This window comes from Achromobacter sp. 413638, assembly GCF_043119405.1.
Taxonomy (GTDB): domain Bacteria; phylum Pseudomonadota; class Gammaproteobacteria; order Burkholderiales; family Burkholderiaceae_B; genus Achromobacter.
The window spans coordinates 73,202-94,939 of record NZ_JBICCO010000006.1; the positions used below are offsets into that span (position 1 = coordinate 73,202).

Annotated in this window: 18 protein-coding genes; 4 read left to right on the plus strand and 14 right to left on the minus strand. The window is 69.3% G+C overall.

The features are described 5' to 3' along the window. Positions 1-24 precede the first annotated feature (24 nt). A complete protein-coding gene (locus tag ACEU5R_RS04425; RefSeq protein ID WP_392409231.1) occupies positions 25-930 on the minus strand; it encodes a LysR family transcriptional regulator in 906 nt (301 codons plus the stop codon). 209 nt (positions 931-1,139) lie between these two features. Here ACEU5R_RS04425 and ACEU5R_RS04430 point away from each other — a divergent pair, with 209 nt between their 5' ends. After that, positions 1,140-1,913: an SDR family oxidoreductase gene (locus tag ACEU5R_RS04430; protein WP_103276303.1), complete on the plus strand. Its 774-nt coding sequence runs from the start codon at positions 1,140-1,142 to the stop codon at positions 1,911-1,913. Between the two features lie 22 nt (positions 1,914-1,935). Here the strand turns inward: ACEU5R_RS04430 and ACEU5R_RS04435 are convergent, their stop codons facing one another. From ACEU5R_RS04435 to ACEU5R_RS04465, 7 genes are all read right to left on the minus strand, one after another. After that, positions 1,936-3,483: an efflux transporter outer membrane subunit gene (locus tag ACEU5R_RS04435; RefSeq protein WP_103272274.1), complete on the minus strand. Its 1,548-nt coding sequence runs from the start codon at positions 3,481-3,483 to the stop codon at positions 1,936-1,938. Further along, on the minus strand, positions 3,480-6,593 hold the full coding sequence (locus ACEU5R_RS04440) for a multidrug efflux RND transporter permease subunit (RefSeq protein ID WP_392409232.1): 3,114 nt from the start codon (positions 6,591-6,593) through the stop codon (positions 3,480-3,482). The genes ACEU5R_RS04435 and ACEU5R_RS04440 overlap by 4 nt, the downstream gene beginning before the upstream one ends. After that, entirely contained in the window at positions 6,590-9,688 is a 3,099-nt protein-coding gene (locus ACEU5R_RS04445; protein WP_392409233.1) for an MdtB/MuxB family multidrug efflux RND transporter permease subunit, read from the minus strand. Before ACEU5R_RS04445 ends, ACEU5R_RS04440 begins: the two co-directional genes overlap by 4 nt. A 12-nt stretch (positions 9,689-9,700) precedes the next feature. Next, on the minus strand, positions 9,701-10,963 hold the full coding sequence (locus ACEU5R_RS04450) for an MdtA/MuxA family multidrug efflux RND transporter periplasmic adaptor subunit (protein WP_392409234.1): 1,263 nt from the start codon (positions 10,961-10,963) through the stop codon (positions 9,701-9,703). 121 nt (positions 10,964-11,084) lie between these two features. Next, positions 11,085-11,837 (minus strand): cell division protein ZapD, encoded by a 753-nt coding sequence (zapD, locus tag ACEU5R_RS04455; protein ID WP_103272270.1) that lies wholly within the window; start codon positions 11,835-11,837, stop codon positions 11,085-11,087. Positions 11,838-11,908: 71 nt separating this feature from the next. After that, positions 11,909-12,529: a dephospho-CoA kinase gene (gene coaE / locus ACEU5R_RS04460; protein WP_392409235.1), complete on the minus strand. Its 621-nt coding sequence runs from the start codon at positions 12,527-12,529 to the stop codon at positions 11,909-11,911. A 49-nt stretch (positions 12,530-12,578) separates the two neighbouring features. Further along, positions 12,579-13,442: a prepilin peptidase gene (locus ACEU5R_RS04465; RefSeq protein WP_392409236.1), complete on the minus strand. Its 864-nt coding sequence runs from the start codon at positions 13,440-13,442 to the stop codon at positions 12,579-12,581. A 217-nt stretch (positions 13,443-13,659) separates the two neighbouring features. Here ACEU5R_RS04465 and ACEU5R_RS04470 point away from each other — a divergent pair, with 217 nt between their 5' ends. Beyond that, positions 13,660-14,436 (plus strand): copper resistance protein NlpE N-terminal domain-containing protein, encoded by a 777-nt coding sequence (locus tag ACEU5R_RS04470; protein ID WP_103276301.1) that lies wholly within the window; start codon positions 13,660-13,662, stop codon positions 14,434-14,436. A 111-nt stretch (positions 14,437-14,547) separates the two neighbouring features. Here the strand turns inward: ACEU5R_RS04470 and ACEU5R_RS04475 are convergent, their stop codons facing one another. The 4 genes from ACEU5R_RS04475 to ACEU5R_RS04490 all read right to left on the minus strand — a co-directional run bounded on the left by ACEU5R_RS04475 (position 14,548) and on the right by ACEU5R_RS04490 (position 17,016). Beyond that, positions 14,548-14,919 (minus strand): response regulator transcription factor, encoded by a 372-nt coding sequence (locus tag ACEU5R_RS04475; RefSeq protein ID WP_392409238.1) that lies wholly within the window; start codon positions 14,917-14,919, stop codon positions 14,548-14,550. Positions 14,920-15,027: 108 nt separating this feature from the next. Continuing rightward, entirely contained in the window at positions 15,028-15,882 is an 855-nt protein-coding gene (gene panC, locus ACEU5R_RS04480; RefSeq protein ID WP_392409239.1) for a pantoate--beta-alanine ligase, read from the minus strand. Between the two features lie 38 nt (positions 15,883-15,920). Further along, complete coding sequence (locus ACEU5R_RS04485; RefSeq protein WP_103272266.1) at positions 15,921-16,811, minus strand: ScpA family protein; 891 nt, start codon at positions 16,809-16,811, stop codon at positions 15,921-15,923. Between the two features lie 16 nt (positions 16,812-16,827). Then, positions 16,828-17,016 carry a DUF3460 family protein gene (locus tag ACEU5R_RS04490; protein WP_103272265.1) on the minus strand — a complete coding sequence of 63 codons (189 nt, stop codon included), beginning with the start codon at positions 17,014-17,016 and terminating at the stop codon, positions 16,828-16,830. A 97-nt stretch (positions 17,017-17,113) separates the two neighbouring features. Between ACEU5R_RS04490 and ACEU5R_RS04495 the strand changes: the two genes are divergently transcribed. After that, positions 17,114-18,568, plus strand: coding sequence for a DHA2 family efflux MFS transporter permease subunit (locus ACEU5R_RS04495; RefSeq protein WP_392409240.1), 1,455 nt, complete (start codon positions 17,114-17,116; stop codon positions 18,566-18,568). Then, positions 18,555-20,081 carry a glycerol kinase GlpK gene (gene glpK, locus ACEU5R_RS04500; protein WP_103272263.1) on the plus strand — a complete coding sequence of 509 codons (1,527 nt, stop codon included), beginning with the start codon at positions 18,555-18,557 and terminating at the stop codon, positions 20,079-20,081. Before ACEU5R_RS04495 ends, glpK begins: the two co-directional genes overlap by 14 nt. A 27-nt stretch (positions 20,082-20,108) precedes the next feature. Here the strand turns inward: glpK and ACEU5R_RS04505 are convergent, their stop codons facing one another. Together ACEU5R_RS04505 and ACEU5R_RS04510 are read right to left on the minus strand one after the other, a co-directional pair. Beyond that, positions 20,109-20,663, minus strand: coding sequence for a hypothetical protein (locus ACEU5R_RS04505; protein ID WP_103272262.1), 555 nt, complete (start codon positions 20,661-20,663; stop codon positions 20,109-20,111). 1 nt (position 20,664) lies between these two features. Beyond that, positions 20,665-21,600, minus strand: a complete 936-nt coding sequence (locus tag ACEU5R_RS04510; RefSeq protein ID WP_392409241.1) for a LysR family transcriptional regulator — start codon at positions 21,598-21,600, stop codon at positions 20,665-20,667. Positions 21,601-21,738 lie beyond the last annotated feature (138 nt).

Below are 21,738 nucleotides of genomic sequence, written 5' to 3' on the forward strand. Positions count from 1 at the left end.
GAAGGCGGCCAGGCCGCCGCCGCGTCACGTCGGCTCGCAGGCCTCGCGCAGCAGGGCCTCGAGCCAGTCCGCGAACACCTGCACCCTGCGCGACGGCAAGCGCCGCTGCGGATAGAGCAAGGTCATCGGCATGGGCGCGGGCAGATGGTCCGGCATCACGGCCACCAGCTCGCCCGATGCGAGATGCTGGCGCACGTCATAGGCCGGGATCTGGATCAGCCCCAGACCCGCCAGGCAGCTGGCGATATAGGCCTCGGCATTGTTGACCGTGACGCGGCCCGGCAGCGTGCGTATGCGCGCGACCTGCCCCTCCAGCCATTCCCATGGCGCGACGCGGCCCGTGGACGGCGAGGCGTAGTGCACGCAGGCATGCGCGTCCAGGTCCGCCGGCGTGCGCGGCACGCCGTGGCGCGCCAGATAGGCCGGGCTGGCGACGTTGATGAGCGGCAGCTTGCCCATCGTGCGCGCCACCAGCCCCGAATCCGGCAGCTCGCCCACGCGCAGCGCGCAATCCACGCCCTCCTCGATCAGGTTGACGGCGCGGTCCGTCACGCCCAGCGTGATATCGATCTGCGGATACGCGTCCAGAAACGCGGGCAGCGCCGGCGCCACGATCAACCGCCCCACCCGGCCCGGCACGTCCACGCGCAACACGCCGCGCGGCCCGACCGAGGCCTGGCGGAACAGGTTCTCGGCCTCTTCCATGTCTTCGATCAGCCGCAGGCAACGCGCGTAGAAGACCTCGCCCTCGCGCGTGGGCGCGACCTGGCGCGTGGTGCGGTTCAGGAGCCGCGCGCCGACCCGGCCCTCCAGTTCCTGGATGGCGGCAGACACCGTGGAACGCGGCAGGCCCAGCGTATCCGCCGCGCGGGTGAAATTGGCGCATTCGACGACGCGGGCGTAGACGCGAAACAGGTCGATCCTATCCATGCAGGGGGCCGGCCGCGAGCCGGCGTACGAGTCGATGAAACGCGGGCGGGACGCAAGCGCCAACCCGGATGGTCGAGGACGAAGCCCAGGAATGTTCGTCAATTCTGGATAGTAAAGACAGAATTAACAGCTTTATCCTGATTTTATGGAATATATCATTCCCTTCCATGGGCGGCCGCAACCCCGCGGCTCGCAATCAGGAGCATCCCATGGCGGATCACGGCATCAAGGGCAAGACCATCATCATCGCGGGCGGCGCGAAGAACCTGGGCGGGCTGATCGCCCGCGACCTGGCGCAACAGGGCGCGCACGCCGTGGCGATCCACTACAACAGTCCGGCGACCAAGGCCGACGCCGACGCCACCGTGGCGGCGGTGAAGCAGCTGGGCGCCCAGGCGGTGGCGTTGCAGGCCGACCTGAGTTCGGCCGGCGCCATGGAAAAGCTGTTCGCCGACGCGGTGGCCGCCGTCGGCCGGCCCGACATCGCGATCAACACGGTGGGCAAGGTGCTGAAGAAGCCCTTCACCGAAATCACCGAGGCCGAGTACGACGAGATGACGGCGGTCAACTCGAAGGCCGCGTTCTTCTTCCTGCGCGAAGCGGGCCGCCACGTCAACGACAACGGCAAGATCTGCACGCTGGTCACTTCGCTGCTGGGCGCCTACACGCCGTTCTACGCGGCCTATGCAGGCACCAAGGCCCCGGTCGAGCACTACACCCGCGCCGCATCCAAGGAATACGGCATCCGCGGCATCTCGGTGACGGCGGTCGGCCCCGGCCCGATGGACACGCCCTTCTTCTATCCGGCCGAAGGCGCCGACGCGGTGGCCTACCACAAGGCCGCCGCCGCGCTGTCGCCGTTTTCCAAGACCGGCCTGACCGACATCGAGGACGTGGTGCCCTTCATCCGCTTCCTGGTGTCGGACGGCTGGTGGATCACCGGCCAGACCATCCTGATCAACGGCGGCTACACCACCAAGTAGACGGCGGGCGGCTGATCCAGGACTAGGGCCGCGCCGGCGTCGCCGCAGCCGGCTCGGCGGCGGCAGCCGCCGGCCCGGCGTTCGCGGGCGCCGTGGCGGCCTGCGCCGGCGGCGGATTCAAGCCATCCCAGCCGCCGCCCAGCGCCACGATCAGGTTGACGCTGGCGGCCAGCCGGTTGCCCAGCAGGCTCAGCGCGCTGCGCTCGCTGTTGAGCGCCGTGGCCTGCACCACCGACACGCTCAGATAATCCACCAGGCCGGCCTCGTACTGGTTGCGGATCAGGCGCAGCGATTCGCGCGCCGCCTCCAGCGCGCGGCCCTGCACCACCTGCTCTTGCTCCAGGACGCGCAGCTGGATCAGATAATCCTCGACTTCGCGCAGACCGGTGAGCGCGGCCTGTCGATAGGCCGCCGCCTGCGCGTCGTAGGCGGCGCGCGCCTGATCCACCTTGGCCTGGCGCGCGCCGCCGTCGAATACGGTCAATGCCAACGCCGGGCCTAGCGACCAGAAGCGCGCGGGCGCGGTCAGCAGTTCGGCGAACTGGCCGCTGCGGAAACCGCCGTCCGCCGACAGGGTGAGACTGGGGAACCAGGCCGCCTGCGCCACGCCGATCTCGGCATTGGCGGCGGCCGCGCGGCGTTCCGCCGCCGCCACGTCGGGACGCCGCTCCAGCAGCTCGGACGGCAGCCCCACCGGAATCTGCGGCAGCCGCTGCGTGAACGGCGCGGGCGTCAGGCTGAACTGCGACGGCGCCTGCCCCATCAGCACGGCGATGGCATGCTCGTATTGCCCACGCTGCCAATCCAGGTCGACGGATTGGGCTCGCGTGTTTTCCAGCTGCGTGCGCGCCACGGCCACGTCCGCCTGCGCGGCCACGCCGACCTCGTAACGGTTCTGCGTCAGGCGCAGCGACCGTTCATAGGCCGCGACGGTAGCGTCCAGCAGACGCTTCTGTTCGTCCAGCACGCGCAATTGCAGATAGGTCAGCACCAGGCTGGCCTGCGCGCTCAGCCGCGTGGCGGCCAGATCGGCCTGGCTGGCGGCGGCGCTGGCCTCGGATGACTCGACCGAGCGGCGCACGCGGCCCCACACATCCAGCTCCCAGCTGACGCTGCCGCTCAGCGAATACTGATTCGACACATTGCCGCCCGACGAGGACGAGCCGCCCTGCGTGCCGCCGCCGCTGCCCGAGCGCGTGACGCCGGCATTGGCGCCCACGGTCGGGAAGAAGCCGGCGCGCGCGCCGCGCACCAGGCCCAGCGCCTGCCGGTAGTTGGCCTCGGCCTGCGCGATGGTCTGGTTCGACGCGTTCAGGCGCTCGACCAGGCCGTCGAGCGTGGCGTCGCCATAGACCCGCCACCATGCGCCGCGATCGACCTGGTCACGCGGTTCGGCGGGTTTCCAGCCCGGCACCTCGCCCTGCCCTTCCTTGTAGGATGCGCCGATGTCCAGCGCCGGGCGCTGATAGTCGGGCCCGACGGCGCAGGCGCCCAGCAAGGCGCACAGCGCGAGCGCGACGGCGCCGCGCAACGGCAGGAGGGAAAACGACGGCTTGGCGTTGCGGGTCATGGATGTTCTGAAGAAACGGCCGCCGCGCCGCCGGAACGGCGCCTGCGCGCGGCCCAGAGACGGAAGCGGTCCAGATAGAGATAAACCACGGGCGTGGTGTAGAGCGTCAGGATCTGGCTCAACACCAGGCCGCCCACGATGGTGATGCCCAGCGGTTGGCGCATCTCGACGCCGGCGCCGGTGGCCAGCATCAGCGGCAGCGCGCCGAAGATGGCGGCCATGGTCGTCATCATGATGGGACGGAAGCGCGTCAGGCAGGCCTGGAAGATCGCGTCGCGCGGCGCCAGCCCCTGCGTGCGCTCGGCCTCCAGCGCGAAGTCCACCATCATGATGGCGTTTTTCTTGACGATGCCGATCAGCAGAAACACGCCGATCAGCGCGATCAGCGTGAAGTCCTGGCGCAGCATCAGCAGGGCCAGCAGCGCGCCCAGGCCGGCGGATGGCAGCGTCGACAGAATGGTCAGCGGGTGCACGAAACTCTCGTACAGGATGCCCAGCACGATATACATGGTGACCAGGGCGGCCAGGATCAGCCAGGGCTGCTGCGCCAGCGTCTGCTGCAGGGCGGCGGCGGTGCCCTGGAAGCCCGCCTGGATCTGATCCGACGGCAGCCCGATGCGCGCCACCGCCGCGTCGATGGCCGCCGTGGCCTGGCCCAGAGACACGCCCGGCGCCAGGCTGAACGACACGGTGTCGGCCACGAACAGCCCCTGGTGCTGCACGCTCAACGGCGCATTGGCATCCTCGAAGCGGGCGAAGGCCGACATGGGCACGCGCACGCCGGTGGCGGTGATCACTTCCACCTGCTTGAGCGACTCGATATCCTGCGCGAAGCGCGGGTCCACGCCCATCACCACGTGATATTGGTTGAGCGGGCCGTACATCACCGATACCTGGCGCTGGCTGAAGGAATTGTTGAGCACGGTGGAGATGGTGCTCATGCTGACGCCGAGCCGGGTGGCGGCCTCGCGGTCGATCACCAGGTTGATCTGGCGCCCCTTGTCCTCGACGTCGGTGTCGACGTCGGTGATCTCGGGCACCTCGGCCATGGCGCGCTGCACCTTGGGCATCCAGGTCCTCAGCAGCTGCAGGTCGCCGGACATCAGCGTGTAGTCATATGAGCCCTGGCTGGAACGGCCGCCGATGCGGATGTCCTGCTGCGCCACCAGGAACATGCGCGCGCCCGGCATGTTCTGCAGCTTGCCGCGCAGGCGGTTGATGACCACGTCGGCCGATACGCCGCGCTCTTGCAACGGCTTGAGCTGGATCTGCATGAAGCTGCTGTTGCTGCCGCCGCGCCCGCCGGCGAAACCGGTCATGCTCTGCACGGCGGGATCGGCCAGCACTACCTTGCGCAGCGCGTCCAGCTTGGGCACGGTGGCCTGGAACGAGGTGCCCTGGTCGACGCGGAAGAAGCCCAGCAGCTGGCCGGTGTCCTGCTGCGGGAAGAAGCCCTTGGGCACCACCGCGTACAGATAGACGTTCAGCCCGACGGCCGCGGCCAGGATCAGCATCATCAGCCGGCCATGCGCCAGCGCCCAGCCCAGCGTGCGGCGGTAGCCGTCCTGCATGGCCACGAAGCCGCGCTCGGACCAGCGCGCCAGCCGGCCCGGCGGCCGGGGTTCGGCCGGCTCGGCGCGCATCAGCCGCGCGCACATCATGGGCGTGAGCGTCAGCGACACCACCAGCGACACCGCGATGGCGGCCGACAGCGTGACGGCGAACTCGCGGAACAGCCGCCCGACCACGCCGCCCATCAGCAGGATCGGAATGAACACCGCCACCAGCGACAGGCTCATGGACAGCACGGTGAAGCCGACCTCGCGCGAGCCGCGTAGCGCGGCGCGCATCGGCGTCATGCCGCGCTCGACGTGGCGCATGATGTTCTCCAGCACCACGATGGCGTCGTCCACCACGAAGCCGGTGGCCACGATCAGCGCCATCAGCGAGATCGTGTTCAGCGTGTAGCCGCACAGGTACATGACGCAGAAGGTGCCGATCAGCGACACCGGCACCGCGACGCTGGGGATCAGCGCGGCGCGCCAGCGGCGCAGGAACAGCAGCACCACCAGCACCACCAGGCCCACCGCGATGACCAGCGTCAGCTCGGCCTCGTGCAATGAGGCGCGGATGCTGGGCGTGCGGTCCTGCGCCACCGACATCTTGACGTCGGCCGGCATCAGCGCGGACAGCATGGGCAGCTGGGCGCGCACCGCATCCACCGTCTCGATGATGTTGGCGTCGGCCTGGCGCCGCAGGATCATCAGGATGGCCTTGCGGTCGTTGAAGAAGCCCGTCTGGTAGAGATCTTCAACCGAATCCTCGACCTTGGCCACGTCCGACACGCGCACCGGCGCGCCGTCGCGCCAGGCCACGATCAGCGGCTTGTATTGCTCGGCGCGGCTGAGCTGGTCGTTGACCATGACCTGCCAGTGATAGCGGTCGTTCTCCAGCACGCCCTTGGGGCGGTTGGCGTTGGCATTGGCCAGCGCCGTGCGCACGTCGTCCAGCGACACGCCGCGGTTGGCCAGCGCGCCGGGCAGCACGGTCACGCGCACGGCCGGCAGCGAGCTGCCGCCCACCGTCACTTCGCCCACGCCGTCCACCTGCGACAGCTTCTGTGCCACGATGGTCGAGGCCAGGTCGTAGAGCTGGCCCTGGCTGAGCGTGTCGGAAGTCAGCGCCAGCGTCATGATGGGCGCGTCCGACGGGTTGGACTTGTGATACGTGGGATTGCTGCGCAGGCTGGTCGGCAGCAGCGAGCGCGCCGCGTTGATGGCGGCCTGCACATCGCGCGCGGCGCCATTGATGTCGCGGCTCAGGTCGAACTGCAGCGTGACGCGGGTCGAGCCCTGCGAACTGCTGGACGTCATCTCGGTCACGCCGGCGATGCTGCCCAGCGAGCGTTCCAGCGGCGTGGCCACGCTGGAGGCCATGGTCTCGGGGCTGGCGCCGGGCAGGCTGGCCGACACCGAGATGGTGGGAATGTCCACCTGCGGCAGCGGCGCCACCGGCAGCAGGAAGAACGACAGCAGCCCCGCCAGCACGACCGCCAGGGTGAGCAGCGTGGTCGCCACCGGACGGACGATGAAGGGCGCCGAGATGATCATGAAGCGCCCCTGGGCCGCGCCGGCCGCGCGCCGCGCCAGCGACGCGACAGACGGTCGAACATCAGGTAGATGACCGGCGTGGTGAACAGCGTCAGCACCTGGCTCAGCAGCAGCCCGCCGACCATCACCAGGCCCAGCGGCTGGCGCAATTCAGCGCCCGTGCCGGTGGACAGCATCAGCGGCAGCGCCCCGAACAGCGCCGCCAGCGTGGTCATCAGGATGGGACGGAAGCGCAGCAGCGCCGCCTCGTGGATGGCCGCGCGCGGCGACAGGCCGCGCTTGCGCTCGGCGTCGAGCGCGAAGTCGATCATCATGATCGCGTTCTTCTTGACGATGCCGATCAGCAGGATGATGCCGATGATGCCGATCATGTCCAGCTCGGTGCCGCTGATCAGCAGCGCCAGCAGCGCCCCCACGCCGGCCGAGGGCAAGGTCGACAGGATGGTGATGGGGTGGATGTAGCTCTCGTACAGCACGCCCAGCACGATGTACATGGTGACCACCGCCGCCAGGATCAGCCACAGCGTGCTCGTCAGTGAATTCTGGAAGGCCAGCGCCGCGCCCTGGAAGCGCGTCTCCACGCCGGCCGGCATGCCGATCTCGGCCTCGGCGGCCTTGATGTCCTCGACGGCGCCGGATAGCGAGGCGCCCGGCGCCAGGTTGAACGACACGGTCACCATGGGGAACTGATCCAGCCGGTTCACGGCCAGCACGGTCTTGCCTTCGGTGATGCGCGCCACCGAGGACAGCGGCACCTGTCCGCCGGTCGATGTCGGCACGTGGATCTGGCCCAGCGCCGCCGGATTGGTCTGGAACTGCGGCTGCGCCTCGAGCACCACGCGGTACTGGTTCGACTGCGTGAAAATCGTGGAGATCAGCCGCTGACCGAAGGCGTCGTACAACGCCTCATCGACCACGGCGGCGGTGATGCCCAGGCGCGAGGCCGCGTCACGGTCGATCTCCACCCAGGTCTGCAAGCCCTCGTCCTGCAGATCGTCGGTCACGTCCGACAGGCCGGGCACCTGGCGCAGCCGCTCGACCAGCTTGGGCGTCCATAGACTCAGCACGCCCAGGTCGGGATTGGACAGCGTCATCTGGTATTGCGTGCGGCTGACGCGGTCCTCGATGGTCAGGTCCTGCACCGGTTGCATGTAGACGGTCAGGCCGTCCTGCGTGGCCAGCGAGTCCTGCAGCCGCGCCATGACCGCGCGCAGGTCGCCGCTGCGCTCGGCATGCGGCTTGAGCGCGATCAGCATGCGGCCGGCGCTGAGCGTGGCATTGCTGCCGTCCACGCCGATGAAGGACGACACGGCGGCCACGTCAGGATCCTTCAGCGCCTTGCTGGCGGCGGCCTGCTGGCGCTCGGCCATGGCCGTGAAGGAGATCGATTGCGGCGCCTGGGTGATGGCCTGGATCAGGCCCGTGTCCTGCTGCGGGAAGAAGCCCTTGGGGATCACGATGTACAGCAGCACGGTGAGCGCGAAGGTCGCCAGGGCCACCAGCAGCGTCAGCGGCTGGTGCCGCAGCACCACTTGCAGCATGCGGTCATAGGCGGCGATAACGCGGTCGATAAGGCCGCCCGTGATCTGGTGGAAGCGGCCGTGGTGCTGCTCGGATTCGGCGCGCAGCAGGCGCGCGCACATCATCGGCGTGAGCGTCAGCGATACGAACAGGGAAATCAGGATGGACACCGCCAGCGTGATGGCGAACTCGCGGAACAGCCGGCCCACCACCTCGGTCATGAAGAGCAGCGGGATCAGCACGGCGATCAGCGAGAAGGTCAGCGAGATCAGCGTGAAGCCGATCTGCGAGGCTCCCTTGAGCGCCGCCTGCAGCGGGCTCTCGCCCTCCTCGATGTGGCGGGCGATGTTCTCGATCATGACGATGGCGTCGTCCACCACGAAGCCGGTGGCGATGGTCAGCGCCATCAGCGTCAGGTTGTTGATGGAGAAGCCGGCCAGGTACATGATGCCGAAGGTGCCCACCAGCGACAGCGGCACCACCACGCTGGGAATCAAGGTGGCCGTGAGGCTGCGCAGGAACACGAAAGTCACCATCACCACCAGCGCCACGGCCAGCAGCATCTCGAACTGCACGTCGGCCACCGAGTCGCGGATGGTCTGGGTGCGATCGGACACCACGGTCACGTCCAGCGTGGCGGGCAGCGACGCGCGCAGCTGCGGCAGCAGCGCGTTGATCCGGTTGACCACGTCGATCACATTGGCGCCGGGCTGGCGCTGGATGTTCAGCAGGATGGCCGGCTTGTCGCCCGCCCAGGCCGCCTGCCGCACGTCCTCGGCCCCTTCCACCGCGCGCGCCACGTCCGACAGGCGCAGCGGCGCGTTGTTCTTGTAGGCGATGATCAGGCTGTTGTAGTCGGTGGGCGTCTTGAGCTGGTCGTTGGCGTTGATCGTGGTCGAGCGCAGCGGGCCGTCCAGGTTGCCCTTGGGCTGGTTGACGTTGGCGCCGACGATGGCCGTGCGCAGGTCCGACAGCGACATGCCGTTGGCGGCCAGCGCCTGCGGATTGACCTGCACGCGCACCGCCGGCCGCTGCCCGCCGGCCACGCTGACCAGGCCCACGCCCGGAATCTGCGACAGCTTCTGCGCGACGCGCGTGTCCACCAGGTCGCGCACCTGCGGCAGCGGCATGGTCGGCGAGGTGATCGCCAGCGTCAGCACCGCGGCGTCGGCCGGATTGACCTTGTTGTAGGTCGGCGGCACCGGCAGGTCGTTGGGCAGCAGATTGGAGGCCGCGTTGATGGCCGCCTGCACCTGCTGCTCGGCCACGTCCAGCGGCAGGCTCAGGTTGAATTGCAGCGTGATGACCGACGCCCCCCCGGAACTGGTGGACGACATCTGGTTCAGCCCCGGCATCTGTCCGAACTGACGCTCCAGCGGCGAAGTGACCAGCGAGGTCATCACGTCGGGGCTGGCGCCGGGGTACAGCGTGGTCACCTGGATGGTCGGGTAATCCACTTCCGGCAGGGCCGACACCGGCAACAGCCGGTAGGCGATGAAGCCGGCGATCAGGATGGCCACCATCGACAGCGTGGTGGCCACGGGCCGCAGGATGAACAGGCGCGACGGGCTCACGGCGGCGTCCGCTTATCGGGTGGCCGGGGTGGTGCCGGCGGGCGCGCCCGCGCCCAGCGACTTGTCGGTCGACTTGGGTATCGTGTCCGATCCCTTGGCCACGTCGACCTTGGCCCCCGCGCGCAGGCGGTCGGTGCCCTCGGTCACGACCCGGTCGCCGGGCTGCAGGCCCTCGTTGACCGCCACCATGCCGTTGTTGACGGCGCCCAGCTTGACCTGCCGCACGGCCACCGTATCGTCGTCCTGGACCAGGAAGACGAAAGCGCCGGCCGAGCCCTGCTGCACCGCCGCGATGGGAATCGCGGTGGCGTCCTTGCGCGTGGTCACGTGCAGGCGGGCATTGACGAACTGGTTCGGAAACAGCGCGTCGTCGGCATTGTCGAAGCGCGCCTTGAGCTTGAGCGTGCCGGTGGCGACGTCGATCTGGTTGTCCAGCGTTTCCAGCTTGCCGGTGGCGATGCGGCGGGTATCGGCCCGGTCATAGGCCTCCACGGTCAGCGTGTGGCCGGCCGCCAGCTCGGCCCGCACTTCGGGCAGTTGGGTCTCGGGCAGCGTGAACACCACGGAGATGGGCTGGGTCTGGGTGATGACCACCAGGCCATTGGTGTCGGAACTGGACACCAGGTTGCCCTTGTCCACCTGGCGCAGGCCGAGACGGCCACTGATGGGCGCGGTGATGCGCGAGTAGTCCAGCTGCAGCTTGGCATTGTCGACATTGGCCTGGTCGCTCTTGACCGCGCCTTCGTACTGGCGCACCAGCGCGGCCTGCGTGTCGACCTGCTGTTTGGCGATGGAGTCCTGCGTGTACAGGGCCTGGTAGCGCTGCAGGTCGCGGCGGGCGTTTTCCAGCTGGGCCAGATTCTGCATCTGGGTGCCCTGGGCCTGGGCCAGCGCGACCTGGAAGGCGCGCGGATCGACCTGTGCCAGCAGGTCGCCGGCCTTGACCATTTGGCCTTCCTTGAAGGGCACGTCGACCAGCTCGCCGCTGACGCGGCTGCGCACGGTGACGGTGCTATAGGCCGTGACCGTGCCCAGGGATTTGAGATAGATGTCGATGTCCTGCTTGACCGCGGCCGCCGCGCGCACCGGCACGGCCATGTTGGCCATGGCGGCCATCTGGCCACGTCCCGCGCCGGGGCGGCCCGCGCCGGGCTTGGCCGAAGGCCGCAACGCCAGCCATACGATGCCGGCGACGACCAGCAGCAGAATGGCCCACCCGAGCAAGCGGCGTCGGGTCCAACGGGAAGGCGGAGTAACGGGACGGCTTTGAGACATGGAAGCGGATCCGGCGCGAGCGGGAAAAGCCGTATTGTCTACTAGGCGACGTTGAATTCGTATGATGCCCGGCCGCGCTGAAATAGCCCGCAACAGGAATCAGGGCCTGAAAGGCCCGCGCTCAGGAATTGCAGAGCGTCATCTGGAAGGGCACGTCCCGCGCCACCGGCTGGGGCTTGAAATCCCCGTCCTGGGTGGAAAAACGTATCCAGATCATATACTTATTGGCGCTGATCTCGGGAAACACGCCGTGCGCCGGGTCCACCCACACGCGCAGCATCTGGAACTGCTTGCCGCCCAGCATCTGCTGGTAGGCGCCCTGCTCGGCCACGGTGTCGCTCTTGCGGCCGGACTCGCGCAACAGGCGCAGCGCCAGCGTCAGGCCGTCGTACAGGGGGACGAAGGGCGCGGTCCAGGCCTGCAGGTCGGCGCAGCGCGCGGCCTGGGGCTTGTGCTGCCAGGAATAGTACGAGGGCATGTCGACCTGGATCGCGCCGCCCGCCACCGACAGGCGGCCGCGCAGGCTGGTCAGCCATTCGTTCTCGCGCAACGACTGGCCGGTCTTGCCGGTCGCCGACAGCGTTTGCGCGACCTTCTCCATTTCGCGCAACATGCCCTCGAGCGCGTCCTGCGCCACGCCAGGATGGTCGCGCAATGCGCCAAGCGCCAGGCGCTGCCGTTCCAGGTCCTGCAGCAGCGCGCCCTTGATGTCGGTGCGCTCGCAGGCGTCGAGCAGGTCGAACAAGGCGGTGACGGCAACCTGGTGCTGGCGGAAATCTCCCTCGCGAGCGAAGAAGAACAGCCTGTCGAACAGGTATTCCAGCCGCAGATAAGCGCGGATGCGCTCGTTGAAGGGATATTCGTAAACAATCACGCTATATGCAGGCCCGTCAGGGGTCGGCCGCGTGGGCCGGGTTATTCATGAGCGCCGCATCGGCGCCAGGCTCACGGCCTTGCGGCCGCCAATGCCAACCAACGCTCATGCAAGGTCTTCGTCCGCGCGCGCAGTTGTTCTGGCGTCGTGTCGCCATCGTTGGCGACGACATCGTCCGCGACCGCCAGCCGGCTTGCCCGCGCAGCCTGTGCCGCCATGATACGCCGTATGGCAGGCTCCGTCAGCCCGCTGCGCGACTGCACGCGGGCGATCTGCGTGGCGGGATCGCAATCGACCACGCAGATGCGGTCCACGCACGGCCGCCAGCGCGGCAGCGACTCGACCAGCAACGGCACCACGAACACCAGGTAGCAGCCGCGCGCCGCGTCGGCCTGGCGCTCTGTCTCATCGCCGATCAACGGATGCAGCACGGCTTCCAGCCGCTGCCGCACCGAGACATCGGCGAAGGCGCGCTCGCGCATCCAGGCGCGGTCCAGCGAGCCGTCCTCGGCCAGCGCCTCGGCGCCGAACGCCTGCTCGATCGCGGGCATGGCCGAACCGCCGGCAGCGGTCAGCGCCCGCGCGATCTCATCGGTGTCCACCACGGACGCGCCCCATTCGGCCAGCATGTCCGCCACGCGCGACTTGCCCGAGCCGATGCCCCCCGTCAAACCTATTTTGAATATGCTCATCGCTTCGTCCCATGTATGGCCGCTCGCGCGCCGGCGCCATGCTCGATGGTCATGGCAACAGCCTTGCCAGCCCGGGCTCGCCGCCCAGCAACAGCACCGCCACCCCGGCCAACGCCAGGTAGGGGCCGAAAGGCAAGGGTTGGCCACGGCGGGCTCGGCCGGCCAGCGTCATCGTACCGCCCACCAGCACGCCGGCCAGCGACGCCGCCAGCAGCAGCATGGGCAGCGCGCCCACCCCGAACCATGCGCCCAGCGCGGCCAGCAGCTTGAAGTCGCCGTAGCCCATGCCTTCGCGCCCCGTGAAGTAGCGGAACGCGTGGAAGATCAGCCACAGGAAGCCGTAGCCCGCCACCGCGCCCAGCACCGCCAGCGGCAGCGGCGTGAAACCGTCGCCCAGATTGACCAGCAGCCCGGCCCAGGCCAGCGGCAAGGTGATGGCGTCGGGCAGCAGCGTGCTCTCCAGGTCGATCCAGGCCAGCGCCACCAGGGAGGCCGACAGGCCCATGCCGCACAACGCGATGGGCGTGGGGCCGAAGCGCCAGGCGCAGGCGGCGAACAATACGGCGGTCAGCAGTTCGATCGCGGGATAGCGCCAGCCGATGGCCGCGCCGCAGGCCGCGCAGCGCCCCTTGAGCAGCAGCCAGCCCGCCAGCGGCAGCGTGCGCCAGCCCCGGACCGGCGCCGAGCACTGCCGACAATGCGAGACCGGCGCGCGCAGGCCATAGACCGGCGCGCACGCCGGCTCCGTGGCGGCGGCCGGCTCGGCTGACTCCTGGCAATGCGCCTGCCACTCTCGCTCCATCATGCGCGGCAGCCGATGGGTCAGCAGCGTCAGCCAGCCGCCCACGGCCAGGCCGGCCAGCGCCGCCAGGGCCAGGAACAGGGATTGAGGCAGGTCAAAGGCTTGCCACATGGCCGTCATGCGCCCCCGCCGTCCGGCCAGGCGCATGGCCGAGCCCCGCTGATACGCGAGGGGCCGGGCAGGCATGCCAGGCGTTCATGCCTGGGGACGTGTCGTAATTTGGGCATAAAGACTGGCCGCTCGACGGAGCGGCGATTGGATTCGTATCGAATCTTCGCATAAGTGCGTAAAATCGGAGACAGACTCAATTCACGGATAAGCTGCCATGATGACCGCGCGCGACGATACCTCCACCCGCCCCCGCAAATTCAACATCATGGCGCTGCTGCTGGCCGGCTCGGCACTCGGCATCGCCGGCTGCGCGCAACAGCGCACCGAAGGCTATTACGACCCTCCGGCTGAAAGCACCGTCACGGACGCCCAGTCCCAAGGCTCCGGCGCCGGCTACCGCACCGTCCTGCGCGCACCGTCGCAAGTGCAGATCGCGCTCAAGCCCGACGCCCCCCGCAAGACCGCGAGCCAGCAGGCCCAGGCCGCGCAAGCGGGCCATACCACCGAGGACGGCCAGCCCGTGCCCGAAGGCGCCGACAGCGGCGCCGCCTCGGGCGCGGCGCCCGCCCCGGCCCTGCCGGCATCCACGCCCAGCGCCGCCGCGCACAGCCTCGTGCCGCAACCGCAGACCTACATGGGTACGCTGCCCTGCTTCTCGCCCGCCATGCAGTGCACGGCGCAGCGCGTGACGCTGACGCTGGCGCCCAACGGCCGCTGGCGCGGCCGCGTCGCCTACCTGGAAAGCGACGCCAAGCAGGGCGCGCCGGTGGTCGAGCAAGGCTGCTGGGACGCCACCGACGAACGCCCGTCGCGCGTGATCCTGCTGGACGGCAAGGGCAACGTGCGCGCCGAATTCGCCGCCGCCGCCAACAATGTGCTGCGCGTGCGCTCCATCGCCGGCCAGACGCCCAACCTGAACTACAACCTGACCCGCCAGCCCGACCTGGACCCGATCGACGAGCTGGCCAAGGCCGCCGCGCCGCAGTGCCCTTGAGCGCCGCCGGCAACGGCTGAACGCGGCGGGCAGCTATCCCGGCTGCCCGGCTGCGACACGACAGGCCCGCCTTCTGGCGGGCCTGCGCGTTTCCGGACCTGGCGACCCGTGCTAGGACCGGCCCCGGCCGCGCGGGGCGGCCGGACGGACAGGGCGCGAACAAGAACCGGAGGAATCGGACGCAGCGGCGGAGGCGGACGAACCGGAAGCGCCAGCGCAAACCGCGGCCGCGTCGGGATGCCGCAGCAACGGCGACGCTCCCGCGCGCCAGTGCTCGCACAGCCGGCACGCCAGCTGCATGGCGTTGCGGACGCCAAGTTTTTCGAAGATGTGGGCGCGATGGGCCTCGGCCGTGCGCAGCGAAATGTCCAGGTCGATGGCGATGACCTTGTTGGCGCGGCCGGTGGCCACATAGAGGACGATTTCGCGTTCGCGAGGGGTCAGCGAAGCAAGCAGGGAATCGAGATCGGAGCGTAGCTGCATGGGCAAAGACGGCTGGCATTCCTGTGAATACCCGCAGTCTGCCGCGGCGTTGGCCAGGCCGTAAGCTGGCAATTCTGACAGCGGCGGGCCGCGCCCGCCCCCCGGCGGCTACACCCGGTAGGCCAGTTCCAGGTTGTCGATCAGCCGGGTCGCGCCCAGCTTGGCGGCGGCCAGCGCCACCAGCGGTTCGCCGGCGGCCAAGTCGGCGGCCTCGGGACGCTTCAGGTCGCGCTGGCGGCGCACCGAGATGTAATCCACCTGCCAGCCACGGCGCGCCAGGCTGGCGGCGGCCTCGGTCTCCAGCGCGGCCGAGTCGGTCGCGCCGGCGACCAGCCGCTGCTCGATGGCGCGCAGCTCGGCGTACAGCGCCGGCGCCTCGGCGCGCTCGGCGTCGCTCAGGTAGCGGTTGCGCGAGGACAGCGCCAGGCCGTCGTCGGCGCGCACGGTCTCGTGCGCCAGCACTTCCACCGGCAGCTGGAACTGGCGGCACATGTTGCGCACCACCATGAGCTGCTGATAGTCCTTCTTGCCGAACACGGCCACGCGCGGCTGCACGCAGGAAAACAGCTTCAGCACCACGGTGCTCACGCCCGTGAAGAAGCCGGGCCGGAACTCGCCTTCCAGAATGTCGCCCAGGTCGTCGGGCGGCTGCACACGGTAGTTCTGCGGCTCGGGATACATCTCGCGCTCGTCGGGCGCGAACAGCACGTAGACGTCGCGCTCGCGCTCCATCTTCTCGATGTCGGCCGCCAGCGTGCGGGGATAGCGGTCGAAGTCCTCGTTGGGCCCGAACTGCAGCCGGTTGACGAAGATGCTGGCCACCACCGGGTCGCCGTGCTGGCGGGCCATCTTCATCAAGGACAGGTGGCCTTCGTGCAGGTTGCCCATGGTGGGCACGAAGGAGACGCGGTTCTGGCCGCGCAGCTGGTCGCGCAGTTCCTGGATGGTGTGGACGACTTTCAAGGGAATTCTCCGGGGTTGGGCGCAGCCCCGCCGGCGGATCAGGCCGCGACGGCGGCCACGCTCGTGTAGGCCAGGCGCACGTAGATCGGCGCGTAGGGCTCGGCCTGCGTGATCTCCAGCAGCGATTCGCGGGCCAGCTCGAGCATGGCGATGAAATGCACGACGACCACGGCCGCGGGCGCGCCTTCGCGGATGCGCTCCATGAAGAGGTCGCCGAACTCCATGAAGCGCACGTCGTTCAGGCGCCTCAGGATATGGGTCATGTGGTCGCGCACGGACAGCTGTTCGCGCGTGATGTGGTGGTGCTGGTTGAGCCGCGCGCGCTTCATGATGTCGGCCCAGGCCGCGCGCAGGTCGTCCACATCGACCTCGGGCAGCATGCGCTCCACGCTCAGGTCGGCCACGGCGTGGCTGCTGACGAAATCGCGGCCCAGCTGGGGCATGGCGTCGAGCTTCTGCGCCGCCAGCTTCATCTGCTCGTACTCGAGCAGGCGGCGGACCAGTTCGGCGCGCGGGTCCTCGGGCTCTTCGCCGGTGTCGGTCTTCCTGACCGGCAGCAGCATGCGCGACTTGATCTCGATGAGCATCGCCGCCATGAGCAGGTACTCGGCGGCCAGCTCCAGGTTGTGGATGCGGATCTGGTCCACATACGACAGGTATTGCCGCGTGACATCCGCCATGGGAATGTCCAGAACGTTGAAGTTCTGCTTGCGGATCAGGTACAGCAGCAGGTCCAGCGGCCCCTCGAACGCCTCGAGGAAGATCTCCAGCGCATCCGGCGGGATATACAGGTCCGTCGGCATCTGGAACAGCGGCTCGCCGTAAAGGCGAGCGAAGGCCACGCTGTCGACCGTGTCAGGGGTGCTGTCGACGGGCGGTTCCACGAGCGCGGCCAGGGCGTCGCCTGGGACGGAGCCGTTCTTGGACATGGCTGCCGCGACGGTATCAGTCGGCCTGATACACGTACGGCTTTTGCGGCACGCGGGCCGCGCGGAAGCCTTCCTGCAGTTCCTGGTCCTGCGGCTTGTCCCAGAGGCGGGCGCGGCCTTCGCGCTGGCGCTCCTCGGTGCCGGGATGGGACTTCTTGTAGTCCTTCAGGAAAAGAGTGATCTCGGATTCGTAGTTGGTTGCCATGACACCAATTTCAGCGGGTTTCTGATCCCGGGAGTTTACTGCACCCCGGGCCACCCCCGGCGTTACAATCTTCCGGCACCCAACGCCCCCTCCCGCCATGCCCGCAGACACCGCCGCAGCCGCCCATCCCGCTCCGCCCTCGACCCCGGACGCGCAGCGCGCGGCGCGGATGATTCCCTTCATCGTGGGCTGCGCGCTCTTCATGCAGATGCTGGACGCCACTGTGGTGGCCACCGCCCTGCCGGCCATGGCCCGGGCCCTGGATTCGACACCGGTGCGGCTGAACGTGGCCATCACCTCCTACCTGCTGTCGGTGGCCGTGTTCGTGCCGGTCAGCGGCTGGGCGGCAGACCGGTACGGCGCGCGGCGCGTGTTCGTGGCCGCCATCGGCCTGTTCACCCTGAGTTCCGTCGCCTGCGCCCTGGCCCAGGACCTGCCGCAGCTGGTCCTGGCGCGCATCGTGCAAGGCATGGCCGGGGCCATGATGGTCCCGGTGGGCCGCATCATCCTGCTGCGCACGGTGCCCAAGCAGGATCTGCTGAAGGCCATGTCCTTCCTTTCCATCCCGGCGCTGCTGGGGCCAGTGATCGGACCGCCGCTGGGCGGTTTCATGGTCACCTACATGTCCTGGCACTGGATCTTCCTCATCAACATCCCGATCGGCGTGCTGGGCATCGCACTGGTGCTGCGCTACGTGGCCGAGATCCGCGAGGAAAGCGCGCCCGGCCTGGACTGGCTGGGCTTCCTGCTGAGCGCTGCCTGTCTGGCCATGCTGGTCAGCGGCTTCGAGGCCATCGGCCGCGACATCATGCCGTTGCCCGCGTTGCTGGGCCTGCTCGCCGCCGGCGCCGCCTGCGGCCTGCTCTACGCCTGGCACGCCAGGCGCGTAGAGCATCCCATCATCGACCTGTCGCTGATGAAGATCCCCACCTTCGCCATCTCCACGCTGGGCGGCAACCTGTGCCGCTTCACCGTGGGCGCCACGCCCTTCCTGCTGGCCATGCTGCTGCAGGTGGGTTTCGGCCTGACGCCGTTCTCGGCCGGACTGATCACCTTCGCCAGCGCCGCCGGCGCGCTGCTGATGAAGTTCGTGGCCACGCCCATCGTCAGGCACTTCGGCTTTCGCCGCGTGCTTACCGTCAACGCGGTGCTGGCCGGCGCCTTCGTGGCCGCCAGCGCCGCCTTCACGCCCACCACGCCGGTCTGGCTGATGATCGCCGTGCTGCTGGTCGGCGGCTTCTTCCGCTCGCTGCAGTTCACCGGCGTAAATACGCTAACCTATGCCGATATCCCGCCGGCCAAGATGAGCCGCGCCAGCAGCTTCGCTGCGATGGCGCAGCAGTTGGGCATCAGCCTGGGCGTGGGGGTGGCCGCCGTCACGCTGAACGTCAGCATGACCTTGCGCGGCGCCGAGACGCTGGCCATACGCGACGTGGTCGCGGGTTTCATCGTCATCGGCCTGATGTGCGCGGCCTCGGTTTTCTCCTTTAGACGCCTCGAGCCTCTGGCCGGGGCACACCTGAACGGCGCAAAGCAAAGTGACGACGAATGAGTTTGTCCTCGCCCTGGACCAGGGCACGACCAGTTCCCGGGCCATCGTGTTCGACCGCGACGGCGTGGTGCGCGGCGTCGGCCAGCGTGAATTCCACCAGCACTATCCCCGGCCGGGCTGGGTCGAGCACGATGCCGGCGAGCTCTGGCACAGCCAGCTCGACGTGGCGCGCGAAGCGCTGCGCAACGCCGCGGCCACCGCGGCCGACGTAGCCGCCATCGGCATCACCAACCAGCGCGAAACCACGCTGATCTGGGAGCGCGCCACCGGCCGCCCGCTGGCGCGCGCCATCGTCTGGCAGGACCGCCGCACCGCGCCGCTGTGCGACCGGCTGCGCGCCGACGGGCACGCCGATTTCCTGCAGTCCCGCACCGGCCTGGTGCTGGACGCGTACTTCTCGGGCACCAAGCTGTCCTGGCTGCTCGACCACGTGCCCGGCGCGCGCCAGATGGCCGAGCGCGGCGAACTGGCCTTCGGCACCGTCGACACCTGGCTGGTGTGGCAGCTGACCGGCGGCGCGGTGCACAGCACCGACCCCAGCAACGCCTCGCGCACCATGCTGTTCGACCTGCACACGCAGGACTGGAACGATGACATCCTGGCGCTGCTGAACATCCCGCGCAGCGTGCTGCCCGGCATCGCGCCGAGCAGCGCGGTGATCGGCAACGCCCTGCCCGAATGGCTGGGCGGCCCCATCCCCATCGCCGGCGTGGCTGGCGACCAGCAGGCCGCCACCTTCGGCCAGGCCTGCTTCACGCCCGGCATGGCCAAGAACACCTACGGCACCGGCTGCTTCATGCTGATGAACGTTGGCGACAAGCCGGTGCGCTCGGCCAACAACCTGCTGTCCACCGTGGGCTGGGGCCTGCCAGATGCCGGCTCGCCCGGCGCCTGGAAACCTGCGTACATGCTGGAAGGCGGCGTGTTCGTGGCCGGCGCGGCGGTGCAGTGGCTGCGCGACGGGCTGGGCATTATCCAGCGCTCGGAAGAGATCGAGGCGCTGGCCGCCAGCGTCGCCGACACCGACGACGTGTTCATGGTGCCGGCCTTCGCCGGCCTGGGCGCGCCGCATTGGGACCCCTACGCGCGCGGCACCCTGGTCGGACTGACGCGCGGCACCACGCGCGCGCATATCGCCCGCGCCACGCTGGAATCCATCGCGCTGCAAAGCGCCGAGCTGCTGACCTGCATGAACGGCGACAGCGGCATCGCCCTGACCGAGCTGCGCGTGGACGGCGGCGCGGCGCGCAACGACCTGCTCATGCAGATGCAGGCCGACCTGTTGGGCGTGCCCGTGGTGCGCCCGCGCGTATCGGAATCAACCGCGCTGGGCGCGGCCGGCCTGGCCGGCCTTGCCGTGGGCTTCTGGTCCGGCCAAGACGAGTTCGCCTCCAAGTGGCAAGCCGAGCGGACCTTCCAGCCAGCCTGGCCGGAATCGGTGCGCGCGGCCCGCATGCAGCGCTGGCGCCAGGCGGTGGAGCTGTCCAAGGGCTGGTCCAACACCGCCAGGTAGCGGCCGCGCCCGGTACCGCCGGCGCGGTCAGCGCCGGCGGCCCTCGCGCCGGTCCATCGCCCGCCGCGCCATCCGGTAGCCGGCGTAGACATAGAAGGCACTGCTGTCCAGCACCAGCCAGGCGCCCAGTCCGCAGGACAGCGCCAGCGCCGGCCCCACCGCGCGCATGTCGCCCTGAGTCCAGGCGATCAGGCCCAGCGCGCCGGCGGCCGCCAGACCCAGCGCCAGCCGCCTGAGCAGCACCAGCCCGTAGGCGTGTCCGCCCATGAAGGCCACCACGCCGATGGCCAGGACCAGCGCGGTCGCGGCGCAGGCCAGTACCAGCGCGAAGGCCGCCGCCGCCGCGCCCGCCAGCGGCAGCAGCAGGCTCAGCAGGCCCAGCCCCACGCCCACCCCGCCCGCCATCGTCAGCACCGCCAGCGCCAGCGGCGACCACATGCCCGGCGGCGCGCGATGCGCGTCCATCTCGGCGACGAAGCGATGCATCGCCGTCGACTCCCTGGACCCGGCGCCGTCCAGCTCCGCCTCCAGCCGGCGGCACTGCGCGATCAGCGCATTCAGGCCACGGCGGGACGCGGGCATGTCAGGACCTCGCCGCGCCCGGCGCGTGTTCGGCCACCGTGGCGCGCAGGGCCGCCATCGCCTCCTGCACGGCCGCCGGCCGGAAGGCGTCCTCACGCCAGTACATCGCCACCGAGCCGAAGCCCGACAGGCGCACCGGCAGGATGCGCATGGCCCGCAGCTCCGAGAAGCGCAGCGCGGCGCGGTGCGAGGCCACGCCGATCATGTCGCTGTTGTTGAGCAGCGTGAGATTGATGGTCACCGAATTGGATTCCACGTGGTCGGCTGGCGCGACCTGGCCGGCGGCGGCCAGCGCGGCGTCCAGCGCATTGCGGATGGGCGTGCCCCTGGGCCACAGGATCCAGCGGTACGACAGCAGCTGCGGCCAGTCCGGCTGCGCGACGGCGAACAGCGGATGGCGCGGCCCCCCCACCAGGTGGATGGGTTCCAGATAGAGCGCCTCGTAGCGGATGGCGGGATCGTGATGCTCGGGCGCCGAGCGCCCCACCACGATGTCCAGCCCACCTTGCGCCAGTTGCTCCAGCAGCCGGTCGGTGGTGCCTTCGACCAGTTTCACGCGCGCCTGCGGCATGCGCTCGAGCAGCTTCATCACCGCCAGCGGCACCGTGTCGGACGCCGACGCGCCCGAGGCGCCGATCACCACCCGCCCGCCGCCGCCCTCGCGCAGCGCGGCCATGTCCTCGCCGGCGCGGTCGAGCTGAGCCTCGACGCGGCGCGCGTGGGCGATCAGCACGTCGCCATGCGGCGTGGGCCGCAGCCCGCGCGCGTGCCGCTCGAACAGCGGCAGGCCGATATCGTCTTCCAGATCCTTCAGCCACTTCGACAGGCCGGGCTGCGTGGTATTGAGCATGGCCGCCGAATGGCTGATGTTGCGGGTCTGGTCCAGGCTGAGCAGCATCTTCAGGTTGCGCAGGCGCAACCGGTGGGTCCAGTCCATGCAAGCCCCTTGCTTGTCTCTGAAATATATATTTCTTCGTATGGATAATAAGATAATTTCATTTCAAAACACATAGCTGCCTGCGCATAATCGTCTCCACCATCCGGACCGCGCCCCGCCGCGACGGTCCCGAGCAGA

What these genes read in the sequence shown, in the direction of transcription:
- ACEU5R_RS04425 (WP_392409231.1), bottom strand. Translation starts at nt 930, where the DNA reads ATGGATAGGATCGACCTGTTTCGCGTCTACGCCCGCGTCGTCGAATGC.
- ACEU5R_RS04430 (WP_103276303.1), top strand. Translation starts at nt 1,140, where the DNA reads ATGGCGGATCACGGCATCAAGGGCAAGACCATCATCATCGCGGGCGGC.
- ACEU5R_RS04435 (WP_103272274.1), bottom strand. Translation starts at nt 3,483, where the DNA reads ATGACCCGCAACGCCAAGCCGTCGTTTTCCCTCCTGCCGTTGCGCGGC.
- ACEU5R_RS04440 (WP_392409232.1), bottom strand. Translation starts at nt 6,593, where the DNA reads ATGATCATCTCGGCGCCCTTCATCGTCCGTCCGGTGGCGACCACGCTG.
- ACEU5R_RS04450 (WP_392409234.1), bottom strand. Translation starts at nt 10,963, where the DNA reads ATGTCTCAAAGCCGTCCCGTTACTCCGCCTTCCCGTTGGACCCGACGC.
- coaE (WP_392409235.1), bottom strand. Translation starts at nt 12,529, where the DNA reads ATGAGCATATTCAAAATAGGTTTGACGGGGGGCATCGGCTCGGGCAAG.
- ACEU5R_RS04465 (WP_392409236.1), bottom strand. Translation starts at nt 13,442, where the DNA reads ATGTGGCAAGCCTTTGACCTGCCTCAATCCCTGTTCCTGGCCCTGGCG.
- ACEU5R_RS04470 (WP_103276301.1), top strand. Translation starts at nt 13,660, where the DNA reads ATGACCGCGCGCGACGATACCTCCACCCGCCCCCGCAAATTCAACATC.
- ACEU5R_RS04475 (WP_392409238.1), bottom strand. Translation starts at nt 14,919, where the DNA reads ATGCAGCTACGCTCCGATCTCGATTCCCTGCTTGCTTCGCTGACCCCT.
- ACEU5R_RS04485 (WP_103272266.1), bottom strand. Translation starts at nt 16,811, where the DNA reads ATGTCCAAGAACGGCTCCGTCCCAGGCGACGCCCTGGCCGCGCTCGTG.
- ACEU5R_RS04490 (WP_103272265.1), bottom strand. Translation starts at nt 17,016, where the DNA reads ATGGCAACCAACTACGAATCCGAGATCACTCTTTTCCTGAAGGACTAC.
- ACEU5R_RS04495 (WP_392409240.1), top strand. Translation starts at nt 17,114, where the DNA reads ATGCCCGCAGACACCGCCGCAGCCGCCCATCCCGCTCCGCCCTCGACC.
- ACEU5R_RS04505 (WP_103272262.1), bottom strand. Translation starts at nt 20,663, where the DNA reads ATGCCCGCGTCCCGCCGTGGCCTGAATGCGCTGATCGCGCAGTGCCGC.
- ACEU5R_RS04510 (WP_392409241.1), bottom strand. Translation starts at nt 21,600, where the DNA reads ATGGACTGGACCCACCGGTTGCGCCTGCGCAACCTGAAGATGCTGCTC.